At 40.6% G+C, this 16,673-nt stretch carries 13 protein-coding genes; 5 read left to right on the top strand and 8 right to left on the bottom strand.

Annotated elements, in window-relative coordinates; genetic code table 11:
* Positions 1 to 11 precede the first annotated feature (11 nt).
* On the top strand, positions 12 to 3,200 hold the full coding sequence (locus ACYIA1_RS16145; RefSeq protein WP_480335875.1) for a SusC/RagA family TonB-linked outer membrane protein: 3,189 nt from the start codon (positions 12 to 14) through the stop codon (positions 3,198 to 3,200).
* 153 nt (positions 3,201 to 3,353) lie between these two features.
* Positions 3,354 to 4,925, top strand: coding sequence for an L-aspartate oxidase (gene nadB / locus ACYIA1_RS16140; protein WP_057327032.1), 1,572 nt, complete (start codon positions 3,354 to 3,356; stop codon positions 4,923 to 4,925).
* Between the two features lie 75 nt (positions 4,926 to 5,000).
* Here nadB and rbr read toward each other — a convergent pair whose 3' ends face one another.
* Entirely contained in the window at positions 5,001 to 5,579 is a 579-nt protein-coding gene (rbr, locus tag ACYIA1_RS16135) for a rubrerythrin (RefSeq protein WP_008777696.1), read from the bottom strand.
* A 289-nt stretch (positions 5,580 to 5,868) separates the two neighbouring features.
* Here rbr and ACYIA1_RS16130 point away from each other — a divergent pair, with 289 nt between their 5' ends.
* The gene (locus ACYIA1_RS16130) at positions 5,869 to 7,548 is read left to right on the top strand and encodes a SulP family inorganic anion transporter (protein ID WP_005860327.1); all 1,680 of its coding nucleotides are present in this window, start codon (positions 5,869 to 5,871) and stop codon (positions 7,546 to 7,548) included.
* A 53-nt stretch (positions 7,549 to 7,601) separates the two neighbouring features.
* Here the strand turns inward: ACYIA1_RS16130 and ACYIA1_RS16125 are convergent, their stop codons facing one another.
* From ACYIA1_RS16125 to ACYIA1_RS16110, 4 genes are all read right to left on the bottom strand, one after another.
* A complete protein-coding gene (locus ACYIA1_RS16125) occupies positions 7,602 to 9,047 on the bottom strand; it encodes a PA14 domain-containing metallophosphoesterase (protein WP_480335872.1) in 1,446 nt (481 codons plus the stop codon).
* Positions 9,048 to 9,151: 104 nt separating this feature from the next.
* Complete coding sequence (locus ACYIA1_RS16120) at positions 9,152 to 9,310, bottom strand: hypothetical protein (RefSeq protein ID WP_005860331.1); 159 nt, start codon at positions 9,308 to 9,310, stop codon at positions 9,152 to 9,154.
* A gap of 68 nt (positions 9,311 to 9,378) precedes the next feature.
* Positions 9,379 to 9,834: a hypothetical protein gene (locus ACYIA1_RS16115; RefSeq protein WP_005860333.1), complete on the bottom strand. Its 456-nt coding sequence runs from the start codon at positions 9,832 to 9,834 to the stop codon at positions 9,379 to 9,381.
* A gap of 112 nt (positions 9,835 to 9,946) precedes the next feature.
* A complete protein-coding gene (locus ACYIA1_RS16110; RefSeq protein WP_480336322.1) occupies positions 9,947 to 10,534 on the bottom strand; it encodes a DUF5025 domain-containing protein in 588 nt (195 codons plus the stop codon).
* Between the two features lie 228 nt (positions 10,535 to 10,762).
* Between ACYIA1_RS16110 and ACYIA1_RS16105 the strand changes: the two genes are divergently transcribed.
* On the top strand, positions 10,763 to 11,194 hold the full coding sequence (locus tag ACYIA1_RS16105; RefSeq protein ID WP_005860338.1) for a hypothetical protein: 432 nt from the start codon (positions 10,763 to 10,765) through the stop codon (positions 11,192 to 11,194).
* Positions 11,195 to 11,272: 78 nt separating this feature from the next.
* On the opposite strand, the gene ACYIA1_RS16100 is transcribed toward ACYIA1_RS16105, so the two are convergent.
* The 3 genes from ACYIA1_RS16100 to ACYIA1_RS16090 form a co-directional block, all read right to left on the bottom strand.
* Positions 11,273 to 12,853 (bottom strand): hypothetical protein, encoded by a 1,581-nt coding sequence (locus tag ACYIA1_RS16100; protein ID WP_005860340.1) that lies wholly within the window; start codon positions 12,851 to 12,853, stop codon positions 11,273 to 11,275.
* Between the two features lie 79 nt (positions 12,854 to 12,932).
* Positions 12,933 to 13,286, bottom strand: coding sequence for a DUF3244 domain-containing protein (locus tag ACYIA1_RS16095; RefSeq protein WP_005860342.1), 354 nt, complete (start codon positions 13,284 to 13,286; stop codon positions 12,933 to 12,935).
* Between the two features lie 173 nt (positions 13,287 to 13,459).
* Entirely contained in the window at positions 13,460 to 14,869 is a 1,410-nt protein-coding gene (locus ACYIA1_RS16090; RefSeq protein WP_480335868.1) for a hypothetical protein, read from the bottom strand.
* A 657-nt stretch (positions 14,870 to 15,526) separates the two neighbouring features.
* On the opposite strand from ACYIA1_RS16090, the gene ACYIA1_RS16085 reads away from it, so the two are divergent.
* Positions 15,527 to 16,633 (top strand): acyltransferase family protein, encoded by a 1,107-nt coding sequence (locus ACYIA1_RS16085; protein WP_057327035.1) that lies wholly within the window; start codon positions 15,527 to 15,529, stop codon positions 16,631 to 16,633.
* Positions 16,634 to 16,673: the final 40 nt, after the last annotated feature.

Here is a 16,673-nt window from a genome sequence, read left to right as displayed (position 1 = left end):
TAATTCACCCTATGCAAATCAAGATATACATATCATTCTTAATAACGGCTCTGTTCCTTTGCGTCCCGCATACACGGGCCCAAGAGATCGAGGTTCCCATCACCTTGAATGAACATGGGACTCAATTAAGGGATGTATTGCGGAAAATAGAGCAACAATCCCCTTATCTTTTCCTATACAACGAGACTCAGTTGGATATGAAACAGAAAATCAATGAGAAAATAACCTCGCCGGATATCCGTAAAATACTAGACCGGCTATGCGGACCGATCGGGATACGCTATGAGATCATGGACGTACAAATCTTGTTGATGCCTAAGATCGATACAGGGAAGCCCAAGCCCTATCCAGTCCCGGTTACGGGTTATATCACGGATGAGAAAGGGTCTCCCATGGAATTTGTCTCGGTAATCGACCTTCTTTCCGGTAAAGGAGGACTAACGAATGAGGAAGGGTATTTCCGCTTCTTTACGGATAAGGATTCGTGCCGGCTACAAATCTCCCATCTGGCCTATAAACCGGAGCTAAGGACGGTGGGGCCCGATAACCGTCATTTACAGATCCAATTGATACCGGCTGTCTTTAATTTGGACGAGGTGGTAGCGATCGGCTACGGAACCTTGGCACGCAAGGAACTGACATCAGCCGTGGGTTATGTATCCTCGGAACGGTTCTTATCCGGGAAGGTCAACAATCCCATCCAAGGCATCAAAGGATTGATCGCCGGAATGAGTATCTCGGGATCTTCCTTGTCCGATATAAACTCGATACCGGATATACAGATACGGGGCGCCGGGTCTATTTTGGCCGGAAACAATCCGCTAGTCGTGGTAGATGGGGTACCCGGAGTATCCTTGAATAGTTTATCGCTAGCCGAAATCGCCTCCATATCGGTATTAAAAGACGGGTCTTCCGCCGCCATTTACGGATCGAACGGGGCTAACGGAGTGATCTTGATAACGACCAAAAGCGGTAAAAGCTCGGATAAGTTGCAGGCTAATTACCAAACCTACCTAGCGGCCGCTCACGAATATAATAGACCTCGTATCCTTTCGCCCGAAGCCTTTGTAGCAGCCGGGAGAGACGCTGATCTAGGGTACCATACCGATTGGCAAGCCGCTTTGATACGTTCCTGCCCCTTGGAACAAAATCATGATTTATCCATTCAAAACGGATGGAAAAGCGGGGCGTTCCGTATCTCCATGAATTACAGGGACGGACAAGGGCTAGACATTGTATCCTCCCGCCGGGAATACGCCTTACGTACCCATATCAGCCAAAACCTCCTCTCCGGCTATCTGGAACTAACCGTATCGCTCGCTTACAAAAAACAACATTTGCGCCTAGGTAACCATACAGCTTTCCAACAGGCGATGCTAGCCAATCCTACCGCCCCGATCTATACCGATGAGGAGGAGACGGAGTATCTCTATCCTTCCGGTTTCGAGCGGGATAATCCCGTAGCCTCACTAAAAGAGGAAAACCGGCAACAAGAGAACCAGTTTATGACCGGCTCGCTAACCGCACGGATCAACTGGAGCAAACCTTTTTACTCCACCATTATGCTCGCCGAGAACCGGGAAGAGAGTGAGGAAAATGTCTATTGGACCTCACGGGCCAAAGAATCCGTAGACAATAACCGGAAAGGGCGAGCGGATCGTACCTCTTCCAAATATGTAAACCGGACGCTAGACTGGACGAATCATTACGATAAAGCGTGGGACCAGCACACGGTCAAAGCGATGATAGGCTATTCATTCCAACGTTGGGATCATTCGGGAATGAACGCCGGAAATGCCGACTTTCCTACCGACTTCTTCACATGGAACAACATAGGCACCGGTTCTTATCTAACCGATGGAAAAGCGACTTTAAGCTCGTTCAAGAATTCCAGCAAGTTGATTAGTGTCTTTGCCCGGTTTAATTATTCCTACCGGGACTTATTGATGCTTTCCGCTTCGTTTCGCAGGGAAGGTTCCAGTAAATTCGGGGCGAATCATAAATGGGGCAACTTCCCTGCCCTTTCGGGTGGTATACGCTTGAGCGAGTTACCCGCCTTCCAAACGGAATGGTTGGACGATCTTAAATTCAGGGTTGGTTACGGGGTATCGGGCCGCCATAATTTCTCCCCTTACCAATCGCTAGAGACGTACGCCGGAGCGGGTAAAGTCATGGTAGATGGCAAATGGATACAAGTATTCGGACCTAGCAATAACCCTAATCCGGATTTACGCTGGGAAAAAAGTCTGCATACCAACATAGGCGCCGAGGCGATCTTATTCAACTCCCGCCTCATGCTCTCCTTGAATCTATTCAAACGTACGACAAAAGATCTCCTGTTTGTCTACAACGCGATCAAGCCTCCCATGATCCATGATAATATCACGACAAACGTAGGCACTATCGACTCCAAAGGATTGGAATGGGAAATGAATTGGCTACCTGTGCGTACAAAGAATTTTCAATATTCGGCAAGCCTCACGGGTAGCCTATTGAGCAGTACGCTGAAAAGTCTTTCCAACAATCAGTTCAAACTAGGCTATACCTATCTGTATGATCTTCCCACCCCCGGATTACCCGGCCCGGCTATCCGCTTGGAGGAGGGAAAGCCAATCGGCTCCTTTTTCGGTTGGCGCTATGCCGGAACCGACGCCGAGGGTAATATCTTGGTATGGAGCAAAGACGGGAGAAAGATCCCGACCACGGAACGAACCGAGGAAGACAAGAATTTTATCGGCAACGGCGTACCGAAAGTGCAGCTCTCTTTCAGCCATACGTTTACTTGGAAGAATTTTGATTTACGATTGTTTTTCACCTCTTGGCTGGGGTACGACCTGTTGAATCTGAAACAAATGTACTACGGGCTACAAAACGTACCGGTTACCAATCTTTTAGAAGACGCTTATACCCGTAACGACGCCATCAAGGGAGACAAGATCTATTGCGATTATTTTCTTGAGAACGGTAATTTCCTGAAATTAGAAGAATTGACCTTGGGATATAAAATTCCTCTCCCAGACAATAAATGGATTCAATCGTTACGCTGCTATTTCTCGGTAAATAATGTATTTACACTTACCGGATATACCGGAGGCGATCCCGCTAATATCAACGTGAATGGCGTAGAACCCGGTATCGAGACCACTTCCATCTATCCTGTAGCCCGTACCTTCACGCTGGGATTATCCGTCCAATTCTAAAGGCCTCCACTGCAAGCCGGGTTGCAGTAACACAACCCGCAAGGCTCTATCCGGGAAACCTGTAGTCAATATTTATTTTGTACGAAAAGCAAGCGCAAAAGGAACAACCTAATCAGTTAATCCCTAACTTTGTGAGCCTAAACAGTAGAAAACATGGTACAAAGATTCGATTACTTAGTGATAGGCTCAGGAATCGCCGGTATGAGTTTCGCTCTGAAAGTAGCCAATGAAGGCAAGAGCGTAGCACTTATCTGTAAAGCCGGACAAGAAGAAGCCAACACATATTTCGCACAAGGAGGTATCGCTTCCGTAACCAACTTGAAAGTAGATAATTTCGAGAAGCACATAGAAGACACGATGATCGCCGGCGACTGGATCAGTGACCGGGCGGCCGTGGAGAAAGTCGTGCGCGAGGCCCCTGCCCAGATCGAGGCGCTTATCCGATGGGGAGTTAATTTCGATAAGAAAGAAAGCGGAGAATTCGATCTGCATAAAGAAGGAGGACACTCCGAGTTTCGTATCCTGCACCATGCCGACAATACGGGAGCCGAGATACAGACGAGCTTGATAGAAACGGTAAACAACCATCCCAACATCACCGTATTCACGAACCATTATGCGGTAGAGATTATCACCCAGCACCATATGGGCATTATCGTCACCCGCCATACCCCCGGTATCAAATGTTTCGGTGCCTATGTATTGAACGAGGATACGGGCGAGGTACATACTTTCTTGTCAAAGATAACCGTTATGGCGACAGGCGGTTGCGAGGCCGTTTACCGGAATACGACAAACCCGCTGGTAGCTACCGGAGACGGTATCGCCATGGTTTACCGCGCGAAAGGCTCCGTAAAAGATATGGAGTTTATCCAGTTCCACCCGACCGCCTTGTATCATCCGGGCGACCGTCCCTCTTTCCTCATCACCGAGGCAATGCGCGGATATGGAGCTGTATTGAGAAACCTTGGCGGCGAGGAGTTCATGCATAAATATGATCCCCGTCTTTCCTTGGCTCCCCGTGATATCGTAGCCCGTGCGATCGATAGCGAGATGAAACAACGGGGTGAAGACCATGTCTATTTGGACGTGACGCACAAAGATCCGGAAGAGACGAAGAAACATTTCCCCAATATCTATAAGAAATGCCTCAGCTTAGGGATCGATATCACGAAAGATTACATCCCGGTAGCCCCTGCGGCCCATTATTTATGTGGAGGTATCAAGGTAGACTTAAACGGGCAATCCAGCATCCGTCGCCTATATGCGATCGGAGAATGTTCTTGTACCGGCCTGCACGGTGGTAACCGCTTAGCTTCAAACTCATTGATCGAGGCAGTTGTATATGCCGACGCTGCGGCGAAACACTCATTAAGCGTCATGGATCGCTATGAGTTTAACCAAGATGTACCGGAATGGAACGATGAGGGAACGATCACCAATGAAGAGCGTGTATTGATCACCCAAAGCATGAAAGAGGTAAACCAGATCATGGAAGCGTATGTAGGTATCGTTCGTAGTAACACACGTTTGATCCGTGCGTGGAACCGTCTGGATATTTTATATGAGGAGACAGAGAGCCTTTTCAAACGTTGTAAGGCATCCCGTGAATTATGTGAGTTGCGTAATATGATCAATGTAGGTTATTTGATCACTCGTCAAGCGATGGAACGGAAAGAGAGCCGGGGATTACATTATACGATTGATTATCCGCCGGTTAAATAATTGAAAATTGAGAATTGAAAATTGAGAATTAACATAGTTAGTAATTCTCAATTTTCAATTCTCAACTTTTAATTATCAATAGTTCTGTTTCATCGGTTCGAAATAAGCTTGCGGATGAGCGCATGCCGGACAGTTAACCGGAGCTTTCTTGCCCTCGAATACGAAACCACAGTTGCGACATTGCCACAAGATAGCCTCAGCTTTCTCAAATACCGTACCTGTTTCTACATTATTCAATAACTTACGGTAACGATTCTCATGCTCTGCCTCTACCTTAGCGATCATCTTGAAAGCTACAGCGATAGCGGGGAAACCTTCTTCCTCTGCGATCTTAGCGAACTCAGGATACAATTCAGCCCACTCCTCATTCTCACCAGCTGCCGCGGCGGCCAAGTTCTCAGCGGTTGTTCCGATTACGCCTGCAGGATAAGAAGCGGTAATCTCAACCATTCCACCTTCCAAGAATTTAAAGAAACGTTTAGCGTGTTCCTTCTCTTGCTCGGCTGTTTCCATGAAAACACCTGCGATTTGCTCGTAACCTTCTTTTTTAGCTACGCTAGCGAAAAATGTGTAACGACTTCTTGCCTGAGATTCTCCGGCGAATGATTTCAATAAATTCTGCTCGGTACGTGTACCTTTAATACTTTTTTCCATAATGCTAATTTTATGTAGTAAATTAATGAGTCTGTTTTTTATATCGTTTTTCTTATGACCGATCAAAAGTAAGAATTTGTTTCCAAACATCGATTACGCAAACATTAAATAATATCTATCTCTCAATAGATATCACTTATTTATCAAGGAAAAACTTCTCCTCCTTTATACAATGAAACAACAAATCCTCCTAAATTGTTTACACAAAACCGGAATGCGTCTTTAGATTTTTTGCATCTTCTTTATTTTATTAACTTTGCATCCTCAAATCAAACAGGCAAGAAGAAAAATGAAGAACAAATTTGATTTTCAGCCCAAACTCTTTACGGCGCTGAGAAATTATTCCAAAGAGAGGTTCATGACGGATCTCATGGCGGGTATAATTGTCGGCATAGTTGCCCTACCACTCGCCATCGCTTTTGGTATCGCCTCCGGGGTAAGTCCGGAGAAAGGGTTGATCACGGCTATTATCGGTGGATTCATCGTCTCCCTTTTAGGAGGCTGCAACGTACAGATCGGCGGACCTACCGGAGCGTTTATCGTGATCGTTTATGGCATTATACAGAACTTCGGTATCGAAGGGCTTGCCATCGCTACCGTCATAGCGGGTATTATTCTGGTATTGATGGGCGTGTTGAAGCTCGGTACCGTGATTAAGTTTATCCCCTACCCGATTGTCGTAGGTTTCACGAGTGGTATCGCTATCACTATCTTCACGACACAAATGAAAGACTTATTTGGATTGACTATGGATAAAGTCCCCGCCGATTTCATCTCTAAATGGATCGCATATTTCGGGGCGTTCGATACGGTTAACCCTTGGGCATTCGTTATCGGTATCATTAGTATCCTGATCATTACGTTAAGCCCGAGGCTAACGAAGAAAATTCCGGGTTCCTTGATCGCTATCGTCATCATGACGATCGTTGTTTACATTATGCGTAATCATTTGGGTATTACAGGTATCGAGACGATTGGAGACCGGTTTACTATTAACGCTTCCTTGCCAGCCCCGGCTCCGATCACGTTTAATATGGAAACTATCAACTTATTGCTTCCCTCCGCCTTTACGATCGCTATCCTCGGGGCTATCGAGTCTTTATTATCCGCTACGGTAGCGGATGGTGTGACAGGCGACAAGCATAATTCGAATACGGAACTAATCGCCCAAGGCGCGGCGAATATCATCGTTCCTATTTTTGGCGGTATTCCCGTGACCGGCGCCATCGCCCGCACAATGACCAATATAAATAATGGTGGACGAACTCCGGTTGCCGGTATTATTCACGCCATCGTATTATTATTGATCTTGCTTTTCCTCGGACCGCTTACCAAACACATTCCAATGGCTTGTCTGGCTGGCGTATTGATCATCGTATCCTATAATATGAGTGAGTGGCGTACGTTCCGTTCCTTGATGAAAAACCCGAAAAGCGACGTATCCGTCTTGTTGGTGACTTTCTTCCTGACGGTTATCTTTGATCTTACGATCGCTATCGAGATCGGTCTTTTGATCGCCATGTTATTCTTTATGCGCCGTGTGGCCGAGACCACGCATGTATCCGTCACCACGGATGAGATCGATCTTTCCGACGAGGGCGAGATTCATCATGACGAGGAAGTCCTCTCCCTGCCTAAAGGTGTAGAGGTATACGAGATCGATGGTCCGTTCTTTTTCGGCGTAGCGAATAAGTTCGACGGCATCATGAAAAGTATGGGAGATAAACCGAAAGTCCGCATCATCCGTATGCGTAAGGTTTCGTTTATAGATTCTACCGGTCTGCATAACTTGGAAAGTCTTTTCCGTCTTTCCGAGGCAGAGCATATCCATATGATACTTTCCGGGGTCAATGAACATGTACATCGTGTATTGACAAAATCCGGATTCGATAAGAAGATTGGCGCAGAAAATATTTGCAGTAATATCAATGAGGCAGTAGAGAAAGCGAAAGCTGCCGTACAAGACTAAGATACTATCAGACAGTGGGAGACGCAGCATGCTGCGTCTCTACAACTGGATATTTATTCCGGTAAATAATACCAGTCCTCTGGTAAGACAGCTTCCTTTATTTTACGGCTGGAAACCCCGACCTCCAAGGCCTCGCCCATATAATCCTCGAAATACAAAACACGTAATTCGTGGAAACCAGCGTCTAACGCTACCTTTCCTTTCGCTATACGAGCATTATGAGAGCCATCATTATCAACAATAGCTTTACCGTCTATAAATAGTTTGGAACCATCATCCGAATACGTATAAAAGCGATATACACCTTTTTCAGGGATATTTATCAACGTACGGAACTCATAAGCGAAATGATCCTTGGCCGGAGCCTCCTGAATAGAGATATTTTTCATCGTACCCTCTTTCACTTTTGTCCCGGAAGCGATCTGATCCGTATGTTTAAATTTACCTTCATAATAGGTATAAGCTACCCCGTGCTTTTTAGGTTTTACCGTTTTGGCGGGTAAGAATTCCATCGTTTCCTCATCCTTAGAGGTCAGGCCAGATGGATAATAATACGTATATTCCTTTCCGGACGGGGTACGAATCCATGAATCAAACTCAAACTTGCCTTCACGCAATTCAATGATACGGCCACCCCGCTCGAAATCTCCATAAGCGTCCCATCCGGATACACGCCCGAAAGCTAGCCCCACATTATATAACATTCCTATATAATCGTTATCATGATCGTGCCCGGCGAAAGTAGCCATCACATCCTTCATTTCCACCAAGGAAGCGAAGAAGCCCGTGTTGATCTTGGGAGAGGCGATTCCCTCTTCTTTCTGTCCTAATGTAGTCTCCGCCCCAACGATCTCATTATATTCCAGCAGAGGAATATGAAAAAAAGCCAAGGCTGGCAACGGTTTGCCGCCATTTTCCTTGGTATAGCGCATACTTTGCTCACGATACCAATGGATCTGGTCGAAATGAATCCAATCATACGTGCCATAATCCTTCAGCGTAGGATAATCATTGGAGTCGATACAATACAATAAGGCCGCCGGTTTCTTTCCATCCGAACTGTAGACCGGTATCACATAGTTTCCGGCTCCATGGATATCACCCGGTCCCTTCTCGCCCATAAAATAAGGTGATTTACTAAGCATGGCATAAATCTCGTCCTTGGGGACGATCTCCGCGTCATGATTTCCCATCATGACCGTAAACGGTATCTTGGCCTCCTCAAAGATCCCGATCACTGACTTCCATCCTTCCAAACCGGGGCTTGCTGTCACCACGTCGCCCGTCAGCATTGCCACATCCGGATTCTCCGCCTTTAATACGGATTGTATCGTAGCGACTGTCTTAGCGCATTTAGATGATTTCTGATCCCAATGAATGTCTGTAAATTGGACGATCTTGAATTTCCCATCCTTGAAAGCAAGCTGTTTTTGTGCGAATAAGCTCATCGGAACGCAAAAGCACAACAAGGCGATCGCTAATAAAAAAGTCTTTTTCATGTTCTTCGATTTAGTAATTGGGGGCTAAGTTATAAAAAAAAGAGAGCGATGTATAAAAACAGGCTCTCTTCCTTATGTTAAATGCCACAATGAAACCCTTGCTGTCAAACAAAAGCTATATACATATCCGCAAGCCGGGTTTTCCTGTCAAAATGCGGGATCTCTTTTACTATTTTCTCACAATCCTCAAGGCTCATTCCTCCTTTAGGTTCCCCCCAGTACCAAAGTTTAGGGGTATTCTGTTTTTTACTTGTTGACTCCATAATTCTCGTTGTTTTTATCGTAAGACAGGAAACGCTCAAATACCCCTATCCTCAAAATATATAAAAGATTAAAATAATGTGAATTTATATCCAACCGACAACCCCAATTTCAAATCCCGGTCATTGACACAATTCTGGAAATAGTTCACTCCCACATAAAATCTTTTTACCTCTATACCGGCCGCCGCCGTAGCTCCCAGATTCCAATATTCACCACTACCGGTGTAAGCACCCGCATTTAATCGGAGATTCACTTTATCGCTCAACGGAATATGAAAAGAAGCATACACGGGTACAAAAAAATCAATATTCCAATCATCTCCATATGAAAACGAATTCCCCGCGGTATGCAACAACAATCCCGTTTGTATAGAAAACAACCGTGATTGCGGAAAGTTTATATACGCCCCGGTTTGAAGTCCCCATCCATCTCCTCCTAATATACCGGTACGAGCCTCTATATCAGTTGCCTGCGATCGGCCAAAAAATAAAAGCAATATCAACAGAACAAATAACTTCTTCATTACTTACAAGGTATTAATATTAATATTTAGATTGAATAAAAGTTCGACATATCATGATATAGAACTCCCATTCAATCTAAATATTGCTTCTATATCATTATTCGGCTCCAAGTTAGTGTATTCCGAATATAGCGTCTTTTATGACGATCGAATCTTCCGAATTCTCTATATTATATAAAATACCTTCCATCTTCCCTTCAATATAAGGGGTACCACTTCCCTCATGAAAACGAATACTATCCACTTGTATCCGAAATGAAGATTTCAGTGGATGATACACTATTTTAGCGTCATCTTTCGTGATCCTAACAGTAGATTCTATCTCTTCATTCAATAATTTACCCTTATCGATCAGATATTCTCCTTCTCTCAATGGAATCAATGAGATCCTCAGCATAGGATAAGGATAGTCAGAGATATGCACTCCTAATGGTATCTCCCAATAGAAACCGCTTAAATCGGTATTTACCTCCTGCCAAAAATTTCCATGATCAATGAAAGAATGAGAGTTCGACTGATTAGCTATAGAAATATCTTGACTATTCACCTTTCCTCCAAAGTACCCCAAATAGTAAGGAGTTTCTTCAAAAGAAGTATCCTCATCCTTGTCACAAGAAACGAATGAGAATAGTAAAAGAATGAATAAAGAAAAGATGAAACCTGCCATCATTCCTTTTTTAGCTTCATCCCAGTAAAGCATAGAGATATTCCGTTTTTCAGTTGTTGATTCCATAATGACTATTGTTTTCTTATAAGACAGGAAACCATCAAATACCCCTATCCTCAATGTATATAAAAGATCACAATAAAGTAAACCGTATTTTATTATTTCTATTTTACACAAAAAGACATTAATTATATTTTTACATATAGCCTATTACAATATATTCACTACATTTGAAATATTAATCAACATAAAATATAAGCCATGCAAAAATCATCATTTAATAAACTTAGCATTTTACTATTTATTATAGTAATTCTATCTTCTTGTAATAAAGATAATGGCATAGAAGAGATTAGTGAATCATATATTGAAATAAAAGTGCTTAGAATTAGCAAAGATAACACAAAAACACCTATTTATAATGCAATAGCATACATTTATTATGATATAGCACCTATTGATCTCGCAAATTACACAGATAAAGGGAATGGTATATACTCTAATGGTAAAAATACAATTATACCTAATCAAGTAAAAAGAACAAATATAGATGGCTATCTAGAAATAAAACCAGAAGAAACTATTCATTCTATTACAGTTTTCATCCATGACACTAATAGTAATATGATTTCTCACTCATATTGGTCAAACCGTCAAAATCAAATAAAAGAAACTATTACATTTTATTACTAATTATATTTAAGATATGAAGTAAATAGTTATTTATAAACTATTTACTTCATATTTAGCTTATTCATATAAGCATATCCATTAATACATTTTCAAAGGAGCCAACTCTATTTTATAATAACCATTATAATATTTACTATTTAATGGAATTGAATATGCCGTATCTCTACGTCCTGCATATTCAATCCAATCACCAGAAAGAACAACAGGATCATAAAAATTAACAATAACATCCCCCAATTCATCATTACCCAATGTAAATGTTTTTTCAAATGTAGTCGTAATTGTCTTTTTCGCACTTGCACCAAATTTCAATCCTACTTTTTCAAAAACTCCTTTTACAGGATTAAGTTCAAAATTTCCTGCAAATTCAGCAGTAGTTTGGCTAAGCGTCCTTTGAGTTTCTGTACCATCAATTTCTTCTATAGAAATTTTTATTACACAACTAAAATTTTCTATATTCCATTCAAACAGAGGTAAATCAAGAGGAACAACTAGGCATTCTTTTACACCATCAACTTTAGAATTACCTCCTCCTATATCTTTGTAAGATACTCTAAATAGATCTTCTGGTTTTACGCCAAAAGAAAAAGTTTGTTCTGTCCCTATAGGACTTTTTGTTCCAACATATACTTTAACTAAAAAATCAAATTTACCATCAGTCCAAGGAGTAGCTTTATAAGATTGCCTAGGATTAAATATTTGATCATAATCTAACTGTGCATCTCCTGTTTGATCTGATATCTTTTGGAAAGCTATATTTGGATCCCCTTTCATTTGGAAAGAATATAGTGTTTCTTTATAATCATAAACAAATACACCTTTATCTGAACCTGGAACCATATCATAATATATATAGTCCCTATGCCATCCATCCTTATTTTTATAAATATTATATGCATCAACTGATTTTTGTAATCTATCTTTCATACTTTTATTTACATTTCGAGATCTTAAAATGTTTTTTTGTTTCATATTATTAAAAGATTCTCCAAGAAAAGAATAAGTTATTCCCGATTTAGAAGAAAAAGTAAAATTAGTACTACTAAAATTACTTCTAGACAAATTACTATATTCATTCGCTACGATTCTTTCATTATCCTTTAATACAACAATAGGATACATAGGAATGAGATCTGATTTTATAATTTTTTCTTCCCCATCCTTATCATATATAGGAACATCGTTACTGATACAAGTTCTAACAGCAACAACTGGTATTTCTTTATCAGTATTCCAAAGAGCAGCAGAGAACGAATTCTTAGGTAATTCTGGAACAAAAATTGTTAGAGTAGGAAACTTTTCATTAATAGATAATAATTTATCCATTTCAATATATTTCCCTATATACTGTTCAAATGTAATATTATCTTCCAGCATCTCATCTTTTACTAATTGATAAAGAACATCATAATCATTATCAATCATTTTTAAAGCCTCGTTTTTAATCAAATTTCTAGCCATTAGGCTTTCATTAAAAACTTTTGATAATGCTTTAGCAAAATCTTTTTTCAAAACTAAGTCTTTATTCATTAGAAGAGAATCATGAATAGAAATTTCTATATTATTTGTAGATAATATATCATTTCTTTCCATCACTAAATCATCATTACAAGATGATATAAAAACTAAGCAAATAAATAATAAATACACCTTTTTCATAATACTACTTTTTAAAAGGTAAAACAATAGAAAATTATATTTTTACTCCTATATCATTTACAAATACAAAAGTTTAAATTTAAAAATCCCCAAATACATGATTATAATCATTCATTATATGTAATACTCCTTTTTCTTGATCTCTTACTTTTAGAGGTATTACTAAATATGGCATAGTACTCGTTTGTACCTTTTCATTATAGATCACTTCTCCCGTAGAACTAGTGACGATAACACATACATCACCAAGATCCTCGTGAAAGTTTACTATCAGTTCTCTATTAGCCTCCTCAATCGATGCATCCATTGGCAAACCTATTGGAATGGATTTTTTCTTATGTTCCCATTTACCATGTAGATCTATAGGCTTACCCCAGCATGGCATAGCCCATAATAAAGCTATTGCCGCTAATAACAATTTAAGCTGTCTCATTTCGTTTTTATTTTTTCAACGTAAAGATCAAGCCTATAGAAGAAACAAGCAAATATAACGCTAAATAATAAGCGACAAACGAAATTCATAATCAACTAATATTTAATTGATTATAAATCAACTAGCAGGACAAAGGGTAAAGCCAATATTAATAGAAGCTATTGTTTATCAATCTATTGTACACTATTAATAAGATAAGCACATAAATCAAGCTCTTTCGCTATGATTCCCAGCCTTTGGCGTACACGCTGCCGACGCTTGTTTACCGAATCCGGCTGGATATGTAACAGGATAGATTCACCTATCGAATCCAAACCCAACAAGCTCAAATAACAATAACGCAATTCGGCGGCAGATAAATTAAACGCAGCGAGTCGATCCGCTAAAAAAGGATAAACCTCATTCACTTGCGTAATAATATTTTGCCAGTCTTTTTCTGATAGTGGAGATTTGGTAGCTCCCGGTACTACTTTTTGGGATAGCTTGATTACTTTCTTGGCTATAGCGGATGATAAGAATAGATCCTTACGCCGTTCCGCTATCCGAAGGACGAGGGTTTCCTCTTCTTTTTTTATTTGTTCATATTCTTTCTCCAGTTTCTCTCTTGAATCAAGTTCATTCAGTTTTTCATTTTTTTCAGACAATTGAATAGATAAAGCCTCTAATCTATCTTGTTTGTTACGTAAATTATCCCGTAGTCTGAATAATTCATTACTCTTATTCGACAAATCGATTTCCTGCTTAAGAAGTCTTTTATTTTTTCTATCAATTCGTATTTGAAAGACCCATAATAATATTAAAAGAATAGATACAGATATTACCCAATAGATAAAATACTTTTGTTTATCCGATTTTAATCGCATATTTTCCAATGATATTTTTAAATGCTCATATTCCTTTTCTATTTTTATTATGTTTTCCCTATTTCGTATCGTCAAGATCGAATCTGAGGCACTGTTATATTCATCCAAGTAAAACCAAGCCTTTTCCCAATTACCCTCCGCTTTCTCTAACAAAGAATAACCATAAAGTACCGAAAAACGGGTCATATCATTAAAACTAGGTACACTTGCTTTCTCCAAACAAATACGTGCATTCTTAAAATCGCCTTCTTCTATATATATACCAGCCAATGTCCTGTAACTTGGTGCGTCATCAAAATCTGACATATTGACATTTTTCCACAAATACAATTTAGCTAACTCTTTATTACCTAACATATTATAAATATTTCCTATTCCATTATATATAGTCCCTATATCAGAAGAGTCACCTACTTCAACTATAATAGTATCCGCTTTCAACAAAAAAGTTAACGCTATATCTAATGAATCTGAAAATGCGTACATTCTTCCTATATCCTGCAAGGCGAAAGCTGAGCTTCTCATATTCCCCGCTTTTCGAAAATAAGATTCCGCTTCCTTATATTTGTCCTTTCCTAACAGATAATCACCCTCGAAATCATACAGATCTCCCATATAGCTACAAATATATCCGGCTTGATTATAGTCTTCACAACGTAAAGCGATATCCAAAGCCTGCAAATAAACTTTCATAGCCTTCTCATTCTCCTTATCTTCCACATACGAACGCCCTAGGTACAAACCTATTTTCGCTTGTTCTTGCTTCGTCCCATGATCCTCATAATAGGCTTGCGCACGTAGCAATTGTTGTATATAGGGCAGATCCGTGTACAGCGTATCCGCTACTCTGCCATACAACATACACCAACGAGCCAATAATTTATCGCTCAAATTATCGGGCACGGCTATGCTATCCAATAGGATAAGGGAACTATCCGGATCAGATTTCAACAAGGATTCCGCACGATCGATTAGGTATGTGGCATCGCTTTCATCTCGACAACCTATAAATGAGAGTGTGTATAATAGCGATATCAAAATAAGTAAATGCCTCATTGGTTCCTATCTTTAGATTCTATGCGCAAGATAGGCATATTTTTCATCAAACCTTAAAGAATAATTGATTATTAGGCTTATTGTATAAAATTCTTATCGCTTGGATATCTCCATCATCTTTTTGGAAAAACACGTACGTGTTTTCATAAATTCTCGTACGTGTTTCCGAAAAAAGACGTACGTGTTTTTCCTAAAACATGTATATGTTTTTATACATCTGATTTTCAATATACTAAAAACAGTATTCCCGAAGGCAGGGATATTGTAGGAAATTCCATTATCTTTGGACTTTCATTGGTAACTTTTTAATCTACTATCAATATGGCACAACAATCCGGAAGATTGCTATCCCTCGACGTGATGAGGGGAATTACGATTGCGGGGATGATTTTGGTAAACAACCCCGGGTCATGGAAGTATGTATATACGCCTTTAGAGCATGCACGTTGGAACGGCCTCACTCCCACCGATTTGGTATTTCCGTTCTTTATGTTCATCATGGGGGTCTCCATGTTTTTCTCGCTTCGGAAATATAACTTCAAGCTGTCGAAAGAAAGCGTGACGAAAGTATTGAGACGCACGGTATTGATATTCCTCGTGGGATTAGGGCTGAATCTGTTCGGGCATGTTTGCTACAATGGATTTACCGATTTCCAGAATTTACGTATCCTTGGGGTGATGCAAAGGTTGGCGCTGGCATACGGCTTCGGGTCGTTGATAGGATTAGCGATTAATCATAAGTATATTTTGCAGGTAGCCGCTGGTATATTGATATTTTACTGGGCATTACTAGGTTTCACGCATAGTATGGAAATGTCGGAGGATAGCATTATAGCGATCGTGGACAGAACTTTATTCGGTACATCGCATATGTATCACGATGATATGGCAGATGGTACACGGATCGCCTTTGATCCGGAAGGGCTCTTGAGCTGCATCGGTAGCATAGCGCATGTATTACTCGGTTTCTACGTAGGAAAGGTAATACAGGATTGTAAAAAGAACAATGAGTTGATTATCCGTAATATCTTCATTTTCGGTACGATTATTCTTTTTGCCGGTTTCTTACTAAGTTACGGCTGCCCGATCAATAAGAAGATATGGAGTAGCACGTTCGTCTTGGTAACTTGCGGATTCGCCTCCTTATTCCTCGCTTTATTAATCTGGATCATCGATATAAACGGGAAGAAGAAATGGACGTTATTCTTTGAGTCGTTCGGTATCAACCCGTTGTATCTGTATGTACAAGGGGATATATTGGCCGTATTGCTGGGAATGAGCGGTATCTCCGCCTTTATGTATATGGATCTGTTCAGGTCGGTATTCGGCGATTTCGGAGGATCGCTGGCTTGGGCTATCTTCTTCGTGGTGTTAAACTGGATACCGGGATATTTCTTGTATAAGAAGAAGATTTATATAAAGCTATAAAAGCAATATTCATATAGTAGCCTCGTAGTGATCGAGGCTA

This window comes from Parabacteroides sp. KHUB-02, from assembly GCF_056640955.1.
This window is presented reverse-complemented; position numbering and strand designations above follow the sequence as displayed.